Origin of the sequence: Ruminococcus sp. AM26-12LB (genome assembly GCF_003480785.1) — a bacterium.
Lineage (GTDB): Bacteria > Bacillota > Clostridia > Lachnospirales > Lachnospiraceae > Blautia_A > Blautia_A fusiformis.
On sequence record NZ_QUJX01000002.1, the window covers coordinates 129,329 to 145,405 of the forward strand.

Annotated in this window: 13 protein-coding genes and 3 tRNA genes; all 16 read right to left on the bottom strand. The window is 46.8% G+C overall.

All coding sequences use genetic code 11. From position 1 onward, the window contains the following. Positions 1 to 122 precede the first annotated feature (122 nt). The gene (locus tag DW694_RS01800; RefSeq protein WP_118752448.1) at positions 123 to 905 is read right to left on the bottom strand and encodes a Nif3-like dinuclear metal center hexameric protein; all 783 of its coding nucleotides are present in this window, start codon (positions 903 to 905) and stop codon (positions 123 to 125) included. After that, entirely contained in the window at positions 892 to 1,620 is a 729-nt protein-coding gene (locus DW694_RS01805; protein WP_243113438.1) for a class I SAM-dependent methyltransferase, read from the bottom strand. The genes DW694_RS01800 and DW694_RS01805 overlap by 14 nt, the downstream gene beginning before the upstream one ends. After that, the gene (rpoD, locus tag DW694_RS01810) at positions 1,613 to 2,740 is read right to left on the bottom strand and encodes an RNA polymerase sigma factor RpoD (RefSeq protein WP_021651146.1); all 1,128 of its coding nucleotides are present in this window, start codon (positions 2,738 to 2,740) and stop codon (positions 1,613 to 1,615) included. Before rpoD ends, DW694_RS01805 begins: the two co-directional genes overlap by 8 nt. A 39-nt stretch (positions 2,741 to 2,779) precedes the next feature. Continuing rightward, complete coding sequence (gene dnaG, locus DW694_RS01815) at positions 2,780 to 4,573, bottom strand: DNA primase (RefSeq protein ID WP_118752449.1); 1,794 nt, start codon at positions 4,571 to 4,573, stop codon at positions 2,780 to 2,782. 19 nt (positions 4,574 to 4,592) lie between these two features. Continuing rightward, positions 4,593 to 5,603 (bottom strand): deoxyguanosinetriphosphate triphosphohydrolase, encoded by a 1,011-nt coding sequence (locus DW694_RS01820; RefSeq protein ID WP_015525757.1) that lies wholly within the window; start codon positions 5,601 to 5,603, stop codon positions 4,593 to 4,595. Positions 5,604 to 5,892: 289 nt separating this feature from the next. Then, positions 5,893 to 5,977 (bottom strand) — tRNA-Leu (locus DW694_RS01825). Between the two features lie 27 nt (positions 5,978 to 6,004). Further along, a tRNA-Leu gene (locus tag DW694_RS01830) sits at positions 6,005 to 6,089 on the bottom strand. A 119-nt stretch (positions 6,090 to 6,208) separates the two neighbouring features. Then, the gene (locus DW694_RS01835; RefSeq protein ID WP_182465470.1) at positions 6,209 to 8,452 is read right to left on the bottom strand and encodes a leucine-rich repeat domain-containing protein; all 2,244 of its coding nucleotides are present in this window, start codon (positions 8,450 to 8,452) and stop codon (positions 6,209 to 6,211) included. Between the two features lie 138 nt (positions 8,453 to 8,590). Continuing rightward, a tRNA-Leu gene (locus DW694_RS01840) sits at positions 8,591 to 8,675 on the bottom strand. A 272-nt stretch (positions 8,676 to 8,947) separates the two neighbouring features. Beyond that, positions 8,948 to 9,274, bottom strand: coding sequence for a cupin domain-containing protein (locus tag DW694_RS01845; protein ID WP_015525755.1), 327 nt, complete (start codon positions 9,272 to 9,274; stop codon positions 8,948 to 8,950). 306 nt (positions 9,275 to 9,580) lie between these two features. After that, a complete protein-coding gene (locus DW694_RS01850) occupies positions 9,581 to 10,804 on the bottom strand; it encodes an LL-diaminopimelate aminotransferase (protein ID WP_021651140.1) in 1,224 nt (407 codons plus the stop codon). Positions 10,805 to 10,810: 6 nt separating this feature from the next. After that, positions 10,811 to 12,250 (bottom strand): Asp-tRNA(Asn)/Glu-tRNA(Gln) amidotransferase subunit GatB, encoded by a 1,440-nt coding sequence (gene gatB, locus DW694_RS01855; RefSeq protein ID WP_118752451.1) that lies wholly within the window; start codon positions 12,248 to 12,250, stop codon positions 10,811 to 10,813. Further along, a complete protein-coding gene (gatA, locus tag DW694_RS01860) occupies positions 12,247 to 13,719 on the bottom strand; it encodes an Asp-tRNA(Asn)/Glu-tRNA(Gln) amidotransferase subunit GatA (RefSeq protein ID WP_118752452.1) in 1,473 nt (490 codons plus the stop codon). Before gatA ends, gatB begins: the two co-directional genes overlap by 4 nt. Positions 13,720 to 13,734: 15 nt before the next feature. After that, entirely contained in the window at positions 13,735 to 14,028 is a 294-nt protein-coding gene (gatC, locus tag DW694_RS01865; protein WP_110102034.1) for an Asp-tRNA(Asn)/Glu-tRNA(Gln) amidotransferase subunit GatC, read from the bottom strand. A 14-nt stretch (positions 14,029 to 14,042) separates the two neighbouring features. Next, positions 14,043 to 15,374, bottom strand: coding sequence for an aspartate--tRNA(Asn) ligase (gene aspS / locus DW694_RS01870; protein ID WP_059085246.1), 1,332 nt, complete (start codon positions 15,372 to 15,374; stop codon positions 14,043 to 14,045). Positions 15,375 to 15,504: 130 nt separating this feature from the next. Next, positions 15,505 to 16,059, bottom strand: a complete 555-nt coding sequence (locus DW694_RS01875; RefSeq protein ID WP_015525749.1) for an ANTAR domain-containing protein — start codon at positions 16,057 to 16,059, stop codon at positions 15,505 to 15,507. Between the last annotated feature and the right edge of the window lie 18 nt (positions 16,060 to 16,077).

Genomic DNA, 16,077 nt, shown 5'->3' on the forward strand with positions numbered 1-16,077 from the left:
TTTATACAGCTGCCCGATTTTTTCGGACAGCCATGTGTTGCACAATTCATTTTTCCGAAACGGATAATCGTATTCCGTCCCACTACATATTCATGAATACAAGCACTTTTTGCAATCCGCTTTTACAAAACAGTATATGGATTTTTCACACTGGCGCAGGTTGTCTTAAGCGCAGAGAATGCCGCATTCAGTTCCTTCTCCATAGCTTCCGCAAAAATATACTCTGTACCGTAATGTCCGGCATCTACGATTGCCAGACCATCTGCCATAGTATCGATGGCAGTATGATAATCAATATCTCCGGTCACATATACATCCGCACCGGCGGCCATTACATCACCGATCATACTCTTTCCGCTTCCTGTACAGATCGCCACAGTCTCGATCTTCCGATCCAGATCACCGTAAACCCGCACATCCGGAAGATGATTGCATTCTTTTACATATTTTCCAAACTCACCAAGAGTCATAACATGGGGAAGCTTTCCTACTCTTCCGAACCCCTCCGGCTGCTCCCCGGATCCATCGGTAACTGTAAGCACCCTTGTATCCTGAAGCTTCAGATGCTCTGCGCTTAAATCTGCCATTCCGATCACATCATAATTGGTATGCATGGCAAAATACGGGATATCCTCCTTTATCAGACGGAGGATCTTTCTTCCGGTAAAGGTATGGTTGTTGATCTTTTTGATTCCGGAAAAGATCATTGGGTGATGGGTAAGGATCATATCCGCACCAGCAGACACCGCCTCATCCAACACCGGTTCCGTAAGATCCAGTGCAAGAAATACATGGGAAATCTCTTTCTGGTCATCTCCCACCAGCAGTCCCACATTATCCCAGTCCTCCGCAAATTTTTGCGGATGATGCTCATTCAGCCATTCGATCAGTTCATATGCTTTCATATCGTTTCAGAGCTGTATGGATCAGCTCCATTTCCTCCTTTACTTCTGCCAGACGAGTTTTTGCGGAAACAGACTCTGCCCCGGAAAGACCGGCAAGTATTTTCTTACGGATCATTTCCTCCCGTAGAAGATACTCTTTAAGGACCGGGTGACATTTTTTCAGAAGGAGAGGTCCAAACCAGGCCTCTTCCTCTGTGTAAACAGTCTTTTCTCCCGAATTGTTACGTACCGCTTTCATCATAGGATAAAATTTTCCGTCTTCTTTTATCATTTCTTCCCTTACGATCTCCCAGCCGATCTCAGAAAGAAAATGCCGGAAATGAGGAAGGTCCGACTGAGGCTGCAGGATCAGTTCCTGAAACCCCTCCCGGACCTTCGCTCCATCCTTTAATATCCTTTCCATCAGAGGACCACCCATTCCCGCGATCACCAGGGTATCACCTTCTCCCGGCTCAAGCTTCGCAAGCCCGTCGCTCAAACGGGTCTCTATGTAATCTTCAAGGCCATAACGGGTAATATTCTCCCTGGCTCTTGAAAGCGGTCCCGGACGTACATCCATGGCAATGGCTGACGGAACTGTTTTTTCACTGACAAGCCAGATCGACAGATAGCCATGGTCACATCCTACGTCTGCCAGCCGGTTTCCTTTTGTTACCATACCGGCAATGGCACGAAGACGCATGGAAAGCTGTACGGATATATTTTTATCAGTCAAGATAATCCTTCAGCTTGCGGCTGCGGCTGGGATGACGCAGCTTGCGCAGAGCTTTTGCCTCGATCTGACGGATACGCTCTCTTGTGACATTGAACTCTTTACCAACTTCCTCCAGAGTTCTGGCACGTCCGTCGTCCAGTCCGAAACGGAGGCGGAGAACCTTCTGTTCACGGTCAGTAAGCGTACTTAAGACTTCTACCAGCTGCTCCTTCAGAAGTGTAAATGCAGCTGCATCTGCAGGTACCGGAACATTATCATCCTGGATGAAATCGCCAAGATGACTGTCTTCCTCCTCACCGATAGGAGTTTCCAGAGATACCGGCTCCTGGGAGATCTTAAGGATCTCACGTACACGGTCTACCGGCATGTCCATCTCCTCAGCGATTTCCTCCGGCGTAGGTTCACGTCCAAGCTCCTGGAGCAGCTGACGGGAAACACGGATCAGCTTGTTGATAGTCTCAACCATATGCACAGGGATACGGATGGTACGTGCCTGATCTGCAATGGCTCTTGTGATAGCCTGACGGATCCACCAGGTTGCATAGGTACTGAACTTGTAGCCTTTTCTGTAATCAAATTTTTCAACAGCTTTGATAAGGCCAAGATTTCCCTCCTGGATCAGGTCGAGGAACAGCATTCCACGTCCAACATAACGCTTTGCAATGCTGACAACAAGACGGAGATTGGCCTCTGCCAGACGTTTCTTGGCAGCTTCATCCCCCTTTTCCATTCTCTTGGCAAGCTCGATCTCCTCATCTGCACTTAACAGACTGACTTTACCGATCTCTTTCAGGTACATACGGACCGGATCCTCGATGCTGACACCTTCCGGTACAGAGAGGTCGATCTTATCAAGCTCTACCTCTTCTTCATCTTCCATCCCATCCATATCCATATCGTTATCAAGGAGGAGTTCGTCACCGCTGTTTTCTGTGATACGGAGAACGTCCACACCGCTGGCCTCCAGGAAGTCAAAAACCTTCTCCATCTGATCCACTTCCAGTGGAGAGTCCTTGAAAAAGTCGCTGATCTCCTGATATTCCAGCACATTCTTTTTCTTTTTTGCAAGTTCAAGAAGCTCTACAAGTTTCTCGCTGAATTTTGCCATATTCATTTCCATAGGTGCTCTATACCTCCATATAGTGTTTATATTTTATCCTTAATTGAAAGAAATATGCAGCTGCTGCCTCTTTCTTCCAAGGTCTTCCAGTTCTTTTTTGGCTTTTATCAGTTCCTGAAGCCCGGCCATGTCTGACGGGTCCCAGGTACGGTTTTTTTCTTTGAGGCTTTCTTCCTTGATCCGCAACAGCGCATCGGAAAAAGCCCTCTGCTGTTCTCCTTCGTTTTCCAGATGGATGGTGGCGTTAAAAAGAGATGCCACCTCCCGCTGCTCCTCACTGTCTGTAAAGGCGTTGAGAAGCTTTCCCGGATTGGTCTCTCCCTCCTTATGCTGTTCAAACAGCATCTGGGCTACCTCTTTATACAGCGGTACCACAAAATCGGAAGGGGAAATGTATTTTTCCACCTGTTCAAAAATACCCGGATAATTTACAAGCCAGGTCAGCATCAGCTTCTGTGCTTTGTCTGCGGCGGATTCCTTTTTCTTTGTTTCCGGAGTCCCGGACTTTGGCTGGATCCGTTTCTCTGCAGGCGTTCCCTTCAGAGCCAGCGTGTTGACCCTTTTCCGGATATCCTCCGTGCCCACTCCATAGCGGCCGTATTCCTTTACAATGGCTTCTATATAAAGATTCCTCTCCAGTTCATCGGAAAGCTCCAGAAGCATCCCGGCACACCGCTCAAAAAACTGATTCTGTCCCTGGGGTGCATCCATGGCAAATTCCTGTTCCGCAATATGTACACGGAACATAAAGCTGTCCATGGCCCGGTCCAGACGTTCCTCAAAGGCCTCCGCTCCTTCATTCTTGATGAACTCGTCCGGATCCTTCCAGGGCTTCAGGCTTACTACCCTGGACGTGACTCCCGCCTCCCGCAGGATCGGGATCGCACGAAGGGCCGCCCGGATCCCTGCACCGTCACTGTCATAAAGAAGCAGGACTTCCTTGGTGTAACGTTTCACAAGACTTGCATGTCCAGAGGTCAGTGCAGTTCCAAGCGACGCCACTGCATTGGTAAAGCCTGCCTGATGCATGGCGATCACATCCATATATCCCTCACAGAGGATCAGATAATTCTTCCTGGTGGTCCTGGCCACATTCAGCCCGTAAAGATTCCGACTCTTATCAAAGATCTTCGTCTCCGGTGAATTCAGGTACTTGGGCTTGCCATCTCCCATGACACGACCTCCGAAACCAATGACCCGGTTGTTTACATCCATGATCGGGAAGATCACACGGTTCCAGAACTTATCATACATGCCTCGCCGCTCATCTACATTGAACAGGCCGGATTCCCTGAGAAGTTCATCACTGTAGCCCTTACCCTTAAGATATTTGTACAGATCATCACTATACTTATCCGAATATCCAAGACCGAATTTACGGATGGTTTCCTCGGAAAGACCTCTTCCTGTCAGATATCCGTAAGCCGTCTTTCCGCCTTCTCTTCGGAGCTGATAATAAAAGTACTGCGCTGCCAGCTTGTTGATCTCCAGAAGATTTGCTCTCTGTTCTGCTTTTTCTCTGGCTTCTCTGGAATACTCGATCTTCGGAAGCTCTACCCCTGCCCGGTCAGCCAGATGTGACAGCGCCTCACCAAACGAGTAATTCTCATATTCCATGATAAAATTGTATACGTTTCCTCCTGCCCCGCAGCCAAAGCAGTAATACATCTGCTTGGATGGCGTTACGGAAAAGGAAGGGGTTTTCTCATTATGGAAGGGACACAGCCCAAAATAGGAACTCCCCCTCCGTGTCAGTTTCACATACTGGGATATCACGTCTACAATGTCATTTTTCATTCGGACTTCTTCTATGATGTCATCTGAATAACGCATGCTTATCCCTCTTTTCCATTTAATAGACCTCCCAGGCTCTCGGTATATAGATCTCCCTGAATTTCTCCATGGAATACTGATCCGTCATTCCCGAAATATAATCACATACTGCCTGTTCCTTAGGTACTCCCCGGTATTCCACCAGTTCCCTGTATTCCCGGGACATTGCCTCCGGATGGTCAGTATAATATCCGTACAGTTCACTCAGCATCTGGATCACTTTATCCTCTTCCTTCCTGGCAACCGGATTCTCATAGACATTCCGGAACATCAGCGCCCGAAGCTCCATCATCGCCTCAAAAACATCCGGCGACATGGAGATGCTGTCTTTCCCCATACTGTTCTCTATAATATTATGTACGAAAGTATTCAGCCGTTCTCTCGTGGTATAGCCCAGAAAAGTTCTCATTGTGACAGGAATATCATCTTCTGTGATGATCCCTGCCCGCTGGGCATCGTCCATATCATGGTGGATATAGGCAATCTTGTCAGAAAAACGTACCACCTGTCCTTCCAGTGTGAAAGGATTTCCACTGGTGCGGTGATTCATGATCCCATTGCGGACTTCCCAGGTAAGGTTCAGCCCGTTTCCGTTCTTCTCCAGTACTTCCACGACCCGGACGCTCTGCCTATAGTGTGCAAAGCCACCCGGATGTACCTGATCCAGCGCTCTCTCTCCTGCATGTCCAAAAGGCGTATGCCCCAGATCATGTCCCAGAGCGATCGCTTCCACCAGATCTTCATTTAAGCGAAGTGCCTTGGCAATAGTCCGGGCGATCTGCGATACCTCCAGTGTATGTGTCAGCCTGGTACGGTAATGATCTCCCTGTGGTGCCAGAAACACCTGTGTCTTATCCTTCATACGGCGAAAAGCCTTACAGTGAAGGATCCTGTCTCTGTCTCTCTGATACGTTGTCCGCACATCGCATTCCTCTTCCGGATGCTCCCGGCCTCTGGTATCTGCGCTGTGAGAAGCATAAGGACTCAAAAGCTCCCGTTCTCTCTGTTCCATGCTCTCTCTGATGTTCATAAGCATTTCCTCCACAGTCTGACAAACAGCGGCGACAAAATACCCTCTGTTAATTATATTCTACACAAAACCACAAATTCCTCTTTTCTGAAAAAATAATTCAAAAAATATTGGAGTTACGGTCTGATCAGCCCTTAAGATGTCCAAAATTATCCTATTGTATATGAAACGAATACAAATATATCACGCAGATCTTCCCATTTCAGCTTCTCACCAGTGCAGGCATGCAATAATTTACTTTCATATAGCCAAAAACAGAGCTGCAATTCACAGCTCTGTTTTAAAGTCATGCGGAAGATGGGACTTGAACCCACACAAGCGCAATGCTTACAAGATCCTTAGTCTTGCTCGTCTGCCAGTTCCGACACTTCCGCATATCGCATTTCATTGGAAATTTCCAATGCGGAAGATGGGACTTGAACCCACACGAGCGCAATGCTCACAAGATCCTTAGTCTTGCTCGTCTGCCAGTTCCGACACTTCCGCATGACCGCATTTCCTTGGGATTTTTTATTTTCTCCCTCGCGACAAGTGATAGTATAGCAAAGTGGATCTTGTATGTCAACACCTTTTTTCAAAAGTTTTCTATTTTTTCGGTTTTTCTGTTATTTTGTCACGATTATCTTTGGTCCGGCACCCTTTGCACGGAGGAGTTTTTTGTATGCACTTACCCTGGAAGCCGGTACTTTAAATCTGCAGTTGGAACGGATCCCCTTAAACGCATTGGCTCCTGTCTTCGCTGTCGTAAGCTTTGTGCTGAAGATCGTTACATTGGAGAGGTTACTGCAGCCGCAGAAGGCTTTCGCACCTACTGTCATTATATTCGCTCCGATTTTCACTGTTGTCAGTTTCTTTGCTCCGCTCATTGCAGAACCTCCAATGGCTGTCACTCTGAAATTTTTTCCTCCGATCTTTACTGTTGTCGGGATCGTAAGGGCCTTTCTTGCTGCCTTGTCCGTAGCTCCGGTAAAGACTACAGTTCCCTTGCCGGACGTGTCTGCATTGGATATCTTATATTTCAGCCTGCTGACTGTATAGACCGCGTTTTTCTGAACCGTGATCCGGAATTTTTTTGTAACAGAACCGTTATATTTTCCTTTTCCTTTGATAGTAACGGATGCAGTTCCGATGTTTTTATTATTCTTCCAGGTAAGGGTGTAATCCCTTCCGTTTACAAGCTTCTTACCGCCGTAGGTTATGGTAAGTGCCTGGGTCAGCGGCTTTCCGGTAAAGGCCCTGGTCTTAAGTGCAGATATCTTTGTTTTGCTGATATTGGTAACCGCTGCAGTCTGTCCACCAATGGAAACAAATTTCACATCTTTAAAAAATACATGATATAAATTTTCACTTTGATGCATTCTCTTTACATATCGTTCCGCTGCCGAGCCTGTATAACCTTCTACTGTAAAACCACCGGGAATAACTTCCTCTGCACCATTTCCCCTGTTATAACGTATTCCTAATGCCAGTCCACCAATATCTGTAACTGATTTCGGAATACGGATCTTTTTCAGCTTAAGGCAATCATGAAACGCCCCATCTTCGATCTTCGTCAGTCCCTCATGTAAGGTCACACTGGTCAGCCCGGTATTGCAAAATGTATCAGGCTCGATCTGCGTCAGACCGGCAGGTATGTCAATCTTATCCAATGATGTACAATTTCTGAATGCATCTGTCCCTAATTTATTTAACTGAGCCGGAAGCTGGATCTGTGTCAGATTTTCGCAGTTAAAAAATGCACCCTCACCCAGCTCTTTTAATTGAGGCGGAAGCTGTACCTGCTTCAGATTTTTGCAGTTACAAAATGCCCCTCCTCCTATCAGCGTCAGTTTTTCCGGAAGCTGGATATTTCTGAGTCCGGTCTCGAAAAATGCATTCCTTTCTATTTCTGTTACGGAATCCGGTAACGCAATAGAACTCAGCGCACTGCAGCCCCAAAATGCTCCGTCACTGATTTTTTCCAATACTGTATTCTCAAATATCACACTCTCCAGACTGCTGCAATCTCGAAAGGCATCCTCTCCAATAGACCTCACTCCATTTTTTAATGTAACCTTTTTCAGCCCGGTACATTTTCCAAACATATCTCTCGGCACATCCACTGCACCGGATATCACCACACTCTCTATATTTGGCACATCGTAAAAGCATTGCTCCGGCATATTCATGCCTGCATTTCCATGGATTTCCAGTTCCTTAATATATTTTTTCAGATTCCACATGCCCCATCTATCAAAGCCTGTGATCCCATTCCCGATTACAAGCTTATTTACTCTAGAAAAATCGATGCCTGCCTTCTCCAAAGCACTTTCAGATATCTCATTTTTTGTCAACTCCATGTTATTTCCCGTAATGGTCAGTGTTCCATTCCCGTCCAGTACCCACGTAAATTTTCCATCAGAGTATTCTGCGGATGCCTGCACTGCATCCTTCGTTCCATCATCAAAAGCTGCGTTTTCTTCTGCCTGTTCGCATTCCTCCAACGCTTCCTCTTCATCCATTGCCGCTTCCGGAGCCTCCAGTTCTTCCTCTTCCGCAGTACCCTCTGGCGCTTCTTCACCAGGCTCCATTACGCCGGTTTCCGCATTCTCCTGTACGTTGTTCCCGGTATCTGTATCTGTGGTTTCCTGCTCCTCTATGGCAGCTGATCCATCTGTGATCTCTGTTTCCGTCTCTGCAGTATCTTCCGGATCTGAGGATGCAGTATCTCCACTTTCTTCTGCCAAAAATGCTGCTTCCTCACCCTCTGGTTCCATTTCTGCCGCCACTGTCAGCTCTGCCGGAGTCAGCGCCAGGCTTGCCGCTATAAGTACGGCCATGAGCTTTTTTCCTGCACTTTTTCTTCTCATATGACTATGCTCCTTCCATTTTCTTCTATCATAACATATAAACACGATATATTCTATCCGGATTCCTTTTTTACAGATATTTTTAGGTAACAAAAAAACCTGCATCCGTTTCCAGATGCAGGTTTCCTAAATAAAAAATGCGGAAGATGGGACTTGAACCCACACGAGCGCAATGCTCACAAGATCCTTAGTCTTGCTCGTCTGCCAGTTCCGACACTTCCGCATATCGCATTTCTTCGGGATTCTTTATCTTCTCCCTCGCGACAAGTGATAGTATAGCAAAGTGCTTTTTGTATGTCAACAGTTTTTTTCTAAAAAAATCCAAAAATATTTTTTGTTTATACAATTAATACATTTCGTTTAATAACAATCTGAGACAGAGAATCTTTCATCCCAGAATTTATACTCCGACACAGGTTACGCCTCAGTCGTAAAAAGAGCAGCCTCTTCAAAAAGGCTGCCCTTCTGTCTCACTTCTGTTTTCTTCTATATGGATCAGTCAAAAATGATCAGTGCCATGAACACAAGATCTGTGTCGCCTGTATTGGTAAGACCGTGTCCTTTTCCATCTGGTGTGATGGTGATGTCGCCGGCCTTTACCGGGCGTTTCACGCCGTTATCGTCGTACTCGCCTTCACCGCTTAAGATATAGTAGGTTTCTGTCTCGCCATGATGCTCATGGTATCCCAGAGAACATCCTTTTTCGATGGTAACCTGTGCGTAAAGTCCGCATTTTCCCTTCAGCTCGTCTCCCTCAAGAATGTCTTTGATGATCACATGGCCTTTACCGCCGCACATATTTTCTACTCTTCTGATACCCATGATAAAATCCCCTTTCGTGATTGCGTAAATTTGTGAAATTTTATGAACACAGGCTTTCTGCGGCCTGTGCCTTACTTCCTGTACAATTATAAATGATATGATAAATTTTCGCAATCCTTATTGTTATTTTCACAAATTAACTTACAGGCAAATTTTTCCCACTGCTTATTGCTTTTCGCAACCCTGCCGGGAGCTTCTTTGATCCAGATCAAGTGGATATTCGCAATGAAGCAGAATATTTCTTTGATTCGGTAAAAAAACGAAGCAGCTCTTTTACAAAGACCTGCTCCGCAATTTATACTCATATTACAGATTTTTAATTCTCTCAATTGCCTCAAGAGTATTCTCATAGCTTCCGAATGCTGTCAGACGGAAATATCCCTCACCATGTGCACCAAAGCCTGAACCTGGTGTTCCTACGATGTGTGCTTTCTCAAGGAGATAATCAAAGAACTCCCAGGAGGTCATCTGATCCGGTGTTTTCAGCCAGATATATGGAGCATTTTTTCCACCAGACACGGAAAATCCTGCTGCGGAAAGTCCCTCCAGGATCGTCTTTGCATTACGCATGTAATAAGCGATCTGCTCCTTCAGCTGTGCTTTTCCCTCCGGAGAGTAAACAGCCTCGCCTGCTCTCTGTACAATGTACGGAGCACCGTTAAACTTGGTTCCGTGGCGTCTTGCCCAGAGACTGTGAAGCTCTACGCCATCACGCACCAGTTCCTTCGGAACAACAGTAAATCCAAGACGAACGCCTGTAAAGCCAGCATTTTTGGAAAAGCTTCGAAGCTCGATGGCACAGGTTCTCGCACCCTCGCACTCATAAATGCTGTGCGGGACATCCTCCTCGGAAATATATGCCTCATATGCTGCATCATAGATGATCACGCAGCCGTTTTTGTTGGCGTAGTCGACCCACTCCTGAAGAGCTGCCTTTGTGATAGCACCGCCGGTAGGATTGTTCGGGAAGCAGAGATAGATCAGATCCGGTACTTCATCTGCCGGTATCTCCGGAAGGAAACCATTCTCCTCTTTGCAGGGCATGTAGATCACACCGTCAAAGTTCTCACGCTCTTTGTTATAAAGACCAGTACGTCCGGCCATAACGTTGGTATCTACATATACAGGATAAACCGGGTCGCAAACTGCAACCTTGTTATCCAGTCCGAAGATCTCCTGGATGTTTCCGGAATCACTTTTTGCTCCATCGGAAACAAAGATCTCGTCTGCGCTGATGTCGCAGCCTCTGGACTGATAATCATTTTTTGCAATGGCACTTCTTAAGAATTCATATCCGAGATCCGGAGCATATCCGTGGAAGGTTTCTGCGTGTGCCATCTCGTCTACGGATTTATGAAGGGCATCGATGATCGCCGGTGCAAGCGGCTGTGTCACATCACCGATTCCAAGACTGATCACAGAATCCTTAAATTCCGGATTGGCCTCCTTATATGCGCTTACCTTCTTTGCGATATTGGAAAACAGATAGCTTCCCGGAAGTTTTAAATAATTCTGATTTACTGTAACCATAGTATTTTATCTCCTTCTCTCAATTTCCTCTGCCAGTGCTTTTCTGACGCTGTCAGGATTTGCCTTGCCTTTCAGTTCTCTCATCAGCTGTCCTACAAAAAATCCCATAACCTTATCCTTGCCGCCCAGAAGCTCTGCCAGCGGTCCAGGGTTTGCATCTACGATCTTTTTCACAGTTTCGGTGAGAAGGCCTGTATCTTCTACGATCTTAAGACCATTCTCTTCTATATATACAACCGGATCAATATCCTCGTCAAACACTTTTTCAAATACTTTCTTGGCATTCTGTGCGCTGACCTCTTTTTTCTCCACCATGGAAAGAAGGTCTGCCAGATGCTTCGGGGTAAAGCTTACCCTTTCCGGATCAAGGCCCTTGTCCTTTGTCAGGCGGAGAACCTCCACCATAAACCAGTTTGCCACCTTTTTCGGGTTTCCGAGAAGAACTGCTGTCTCCTCAAAAAGTCCTGCCAGATGTCTGGATTCGGTCAGGATCCCTGCATCATAAACCGGAAGCTCATACTCCTTCTGATAACGCTCCATCTTGGCTTCACGAAGCTCCGGAATGGAAGTACGTAGCTCTTCGATCCATGCATCGGAAATGTGGATCGGCGGAAGATCCGGGTCCGGGAAGTAACGGTAATCCTTTGCATCCTCCTTGGAACGCATAGCATGAGAAGACTCTTTGTTATCGTCCCATCTTCTTGTCTCCTGTACAACGGCTCTTCCTTCTTCCAGAAGCTCGATCTGACGTTCTCTCTCTCCTTCGATTGCTCTCGCAATGGCCTTGAAGGAGTTCAGGTTCTTCATCTCTGTTCTTGTTCCGAAGGTCTCACTTCCCACCTCACGGACAGAAAGGTTGACATCGGCACGCATGGAGCCCTCCTGGAGCTTACAGTCAGAAACTCCAAGATACTGCATGGTGCAGCGGAGCTTTTCCAGATATGCGATAACCTCCTCGGAGCTTCTCATATCCGGCTCGGATACGATCTCGATCAGCGGTACCCCGCTTCGGTTGTAGTCAACCAGGGAGCAGTCTTCCCACTCATCATGGATCAACTTACCGGCATCCTCCTCCATATGCATCTCATGGATACGTACAGTCTTTTTGCCTGCGGAAGTCTCGATCTCAACAGCTCCGTCATAGCAAATCGGCAGATACAGCTGAGAGATCTGATAGTTCTGGGGGTTATCCGGGTAAAAATAGTTCTTACGATCAAACTTACAGTACTGATGGATATGACAGTTTGCCGCAAGACCTGCCTTGATGGCAAACTCTACCACTTTTTTGTTGAGGACCGGAAGAGAGCCCGGCATACCGGTGCAGACCGGGCAGGTATGTGTATTTGGTGCGCCTCCGAATTCTGTGGAGCAACCGCAGAAGATCTTTGTTTTTGTGGCAAGCTCCACATGCACCTCAAGTCCTATGACTGTCTCATACTGTTTCATGCCTTTTCTCCCCCTTCCATTGCTGTTCCGAAATCGCCGCGTTTTTTCTCATATGCATGTGCTGCGCGGAACAGGTTGTTTTCTTTGAAGCAGTCACCGATCATCTGGATCCCGATCGGAAGTCCTGCTGCGTCTTTTCCGCATGGAACTGTGATTCCGGGAAGTCCGCACAGGTTTACTGCTACCGTATAAATATCGCCAAGATACATGGCAAGCGGGTCTTTCAAGCTCTCTCCAAGCTTCGGCGCCGTAAACGGTGATGCCGGGGCAAGAAGAACATTATATTTGGAAAAGGCCTGATCAAATTCCTTTTTGATAAGGGCTTTTGTGCGAAGTGCTTTCAGATAATAAGCATCGTAGTAACCGGAGCTTAACACAAAGGAGCCAAGCATGATACGGCGCTTTACTTCCTCGCCGAAACCTTCAGTCCTTGTCTTCTTGTACATATCATGAAGCCCCTCGTACTCTTTTGCACGGAAACCGTACTTCACGCCGTCAAAGCGCTCCAGGTTTGAGCTGGCCTCTGCGCTGGCAATGATATAGTAGGCAGGGATCATATATTCTGTTGTCTTCATGGAGAAAAATTCTACCACTGCGCCCATCTCGGTAAGGCTCTTCAGCGTATTCATAAAGGCCTCTTTTACCTCCGGGTTCAGTCCCTCTGAGAGATATTCCTTCGGCACGCCGAATTTCATTCCCACGATCTTATCTGTCATAGAAGCGGAGAAATCAAGATCCTCTCTCTTCATGGATGTGCTGTCCTTGGCATCGTGTCCGGCAATGATCTCAAGAAGTGCCGCACAGTCCGCAACATCCTTTCCTACCGGTCCGATCTGATCCAGAGAGGATGCATAGGCGACCAGTCCGTAACGGGATACTGTTCCGTAGGTCGGTTTGATTCCGGTAACACCGCAGTAGGAGCTTGGCTGACGGATGGAACCGCCGGTATCAGACCCCAGTGCCAGGTAAGTCTCTCCTGCTGCCACTGCCGCACAGGAACCGCCGGAGGAGCCGCCCGGAACATGCTCCAGATCCCACGGGTTTCTGGTGACGCCGTAAGCGGATGTCTCTGTGGTACTTCCCATGGCGAACTCATCCATGTTTGTCTTTCCGATGATCACAAGACCTGCCTGTTCCAGACGGTCAATAACCTCGGCATTGTACTGCGGCACAAAATTCTCAAGGATCTTTGATGCACAGGTAGTTGTTTTTCCCTTAACGCAGATATTATCCTTAATTGCAATAGGTACACCGGCAAGAGGTCCTGTATAGGTTCCATCCTCAATGCCCTTCTGTACCTCTTTTGCTCTTGCATAGGCTTCTTTTTTGTAAGTATCAAGATAAGCGTGGACCTTGTCCTCTTTTGCTTCGATCTGATCAAATACGTATTTCACACCGTCCAGGACGCTTATCTGATGCTGCTTGGTCTTTTCCGCAAGCTGTAATGCGGTTAATTTTCCCAAATCCATGTCCTGTCTCCTGTCTTATCCAATTGTTTTCGGAACCTGATACTGGTTTTCTTTCTGTTTCGGTGCATTGGCAAGCATCGCCTCATGATTGTCTCCGTTTGTCACAATATCTTCACGAAATACATTTTCATCCTCAAAAATATGGGACATGGGCTCTACGGAAGAAGTGTCCAGTTCATCCAGCTTGTCTACATAGTCCAGCATCTTCTGCATGTCCTCTTTTGCTTTTTCCTTTTCATCCTCTGTCAGAGAAAGCTTTGCAAGGATGCAGACATTTTCCATTGTTTCATCATCGATTATCTTTGCCATCTTTTTTCTCCTTATTACGGCTCAAGTCTGTTCATATCACGTGGGAACAGACAGGTCTCACGAACGTTTTCTTCTCCGAGGATCTGCATGGTAAGACGTTCCAGTCCAATTCCAAGTCCTCCATGAGGCGGCATTCCATGCTTGAAGGTATCCAGGTACTGCTCCATACCCTCTTCATCCATACCACGGGCTGCGATCTTATCCTTCAGCATCTGATAATCATGGATACGCTGTCCGCCTGTAGTTACCTCAAGTCCCTTGAACAGAAGGTCAAAGCTTAATGTAAATTTCTCATCTGACGGATCATCCATTGCATAGAACGGACGCTTCTTAGACGGATAATGTGTGACAAAAACAAAATCAGCATCATATTCTTCTTTGAAATATCTTCCGATCAGCGCTTCTTCCTCCGGCTCCAGATCATATGGGTTGCGGATCTTACGATTATATTTTTCAGCTACCAGCTCTTTGGCCTTGTCAAAACGTACTGCCGGGATCTTGTCCACCTTCGGAAGCTCCACCTTCAGAATGGAAAGCTCATGAGCGTAGTCTTTCTTAAGAAGTTCTACCGCATACTGGAGAAATCCGGTTTCCATCTCCATGATATCCTCAAATCCGTTGATATAGCCCATCTCAAAATCAAGGCTTGTATATTCATTCAGATGACGTTTTGTGTTATGCTTCTCTGCACGGAATACAGGGCCGGTCTCAAATACACGGTCAAAAACACCTACCATCATCTGTTTATAAAACTGCGGGCTCTGTGCCAGAACTGCCGGTTTATGGAAATAACTCAGCTTAAACAGGTTTGCACCACCCTCTGCACCTCTGGCTCCGATCTTCGGTGTGTGGATCTCGGTGAACCCCTTCTCATAGAGGTAATCACGAAATGCCCGCACCAGAGCCTCCTGGATCTTGAATTTTGCACGCTCCTGCACATTACGCAGGGCGATAGGACGATAATTCAGCTTTGCCTCCAGGGAAGTGTTCAGCTTCCATTTGTCGATGGCCAGCGGAAGAGGCTCTGCAGGTGAGGAAAGGATCTCCACATGGCTGATGCGGAGTTCTCTTCCGTGAGGCGCTCTTTCTTCCTCATGAAGAGTTCCTGTGAGGCGCACACACATTGCCTCCTTCAGATCATGAATGGAAACATTTGTCTTGTCGTTTTCATATACGGTCTGAAAAAGCCCTTCTTTTTTTCGAAGTATCACAAATGCCACGTCACCCATATTACGGATGCTGTGTATTGCACCTTCCACTGTTGCTTCCTGGTCTTTCATGCTCTCAGAAAGAAGCACATCCCAGGCACATTCTCTAGTCTTACAGATTCCATCCATAAATTCCATTCCCTCATCCTCCAATTCAAAGTAGTTTCACCGAATCAGGAAATCCCCTGCGGAATTTTTCCCGATCCGGTGTGATATCAGTCATTCAGAACAGATCATTCCTGTCCGCTCTGCTGTTTTTTGTTGTTTTTTACACAGAATCATATAAAAGCATCAGAACCATCTGGGCCGTCTCCACCATATTGGTCCCGGAATCCATACTGCATTTCTGGATATAGCGGTATGCGTCATCCTCGCTCAGGTGATTTCTTTCCATTAAAAGCATCTTTGCATTTGAAATATAATTCTGTTCTTTCCATGAACGCTGCTTCGGCTTTTTCTTATCTTTTTTCCAGCGCCTTTCGATCTGGGAAAGCATCATGCTTACCGTATTTACCAGATCTCCGACTTTCAGAGGCATTCCCACGCATAAAATGGATGTTGGCGCCTCACTGATCACTCCCCGGGAGGCCATAAGCAGCATTTCAAAATAATCCGGCATATAGTCCAGAAGATCACGGTAGTACATATCCTGAAGATGATAACCGCAAAGCAGAACGCCGCCATCAAGCTCCGAGATACTGGCAAGGGCATTGGCACCTGAATTGCATACTGCCGCCACCGTGAATCCATATCGGTTAAGGACTGTGCGGATCTTTTTGGCATCTTCTATTTTCGGTAATGCAATCACGATACTCGTGTTCATAAGCCGCCACTCTCTTTC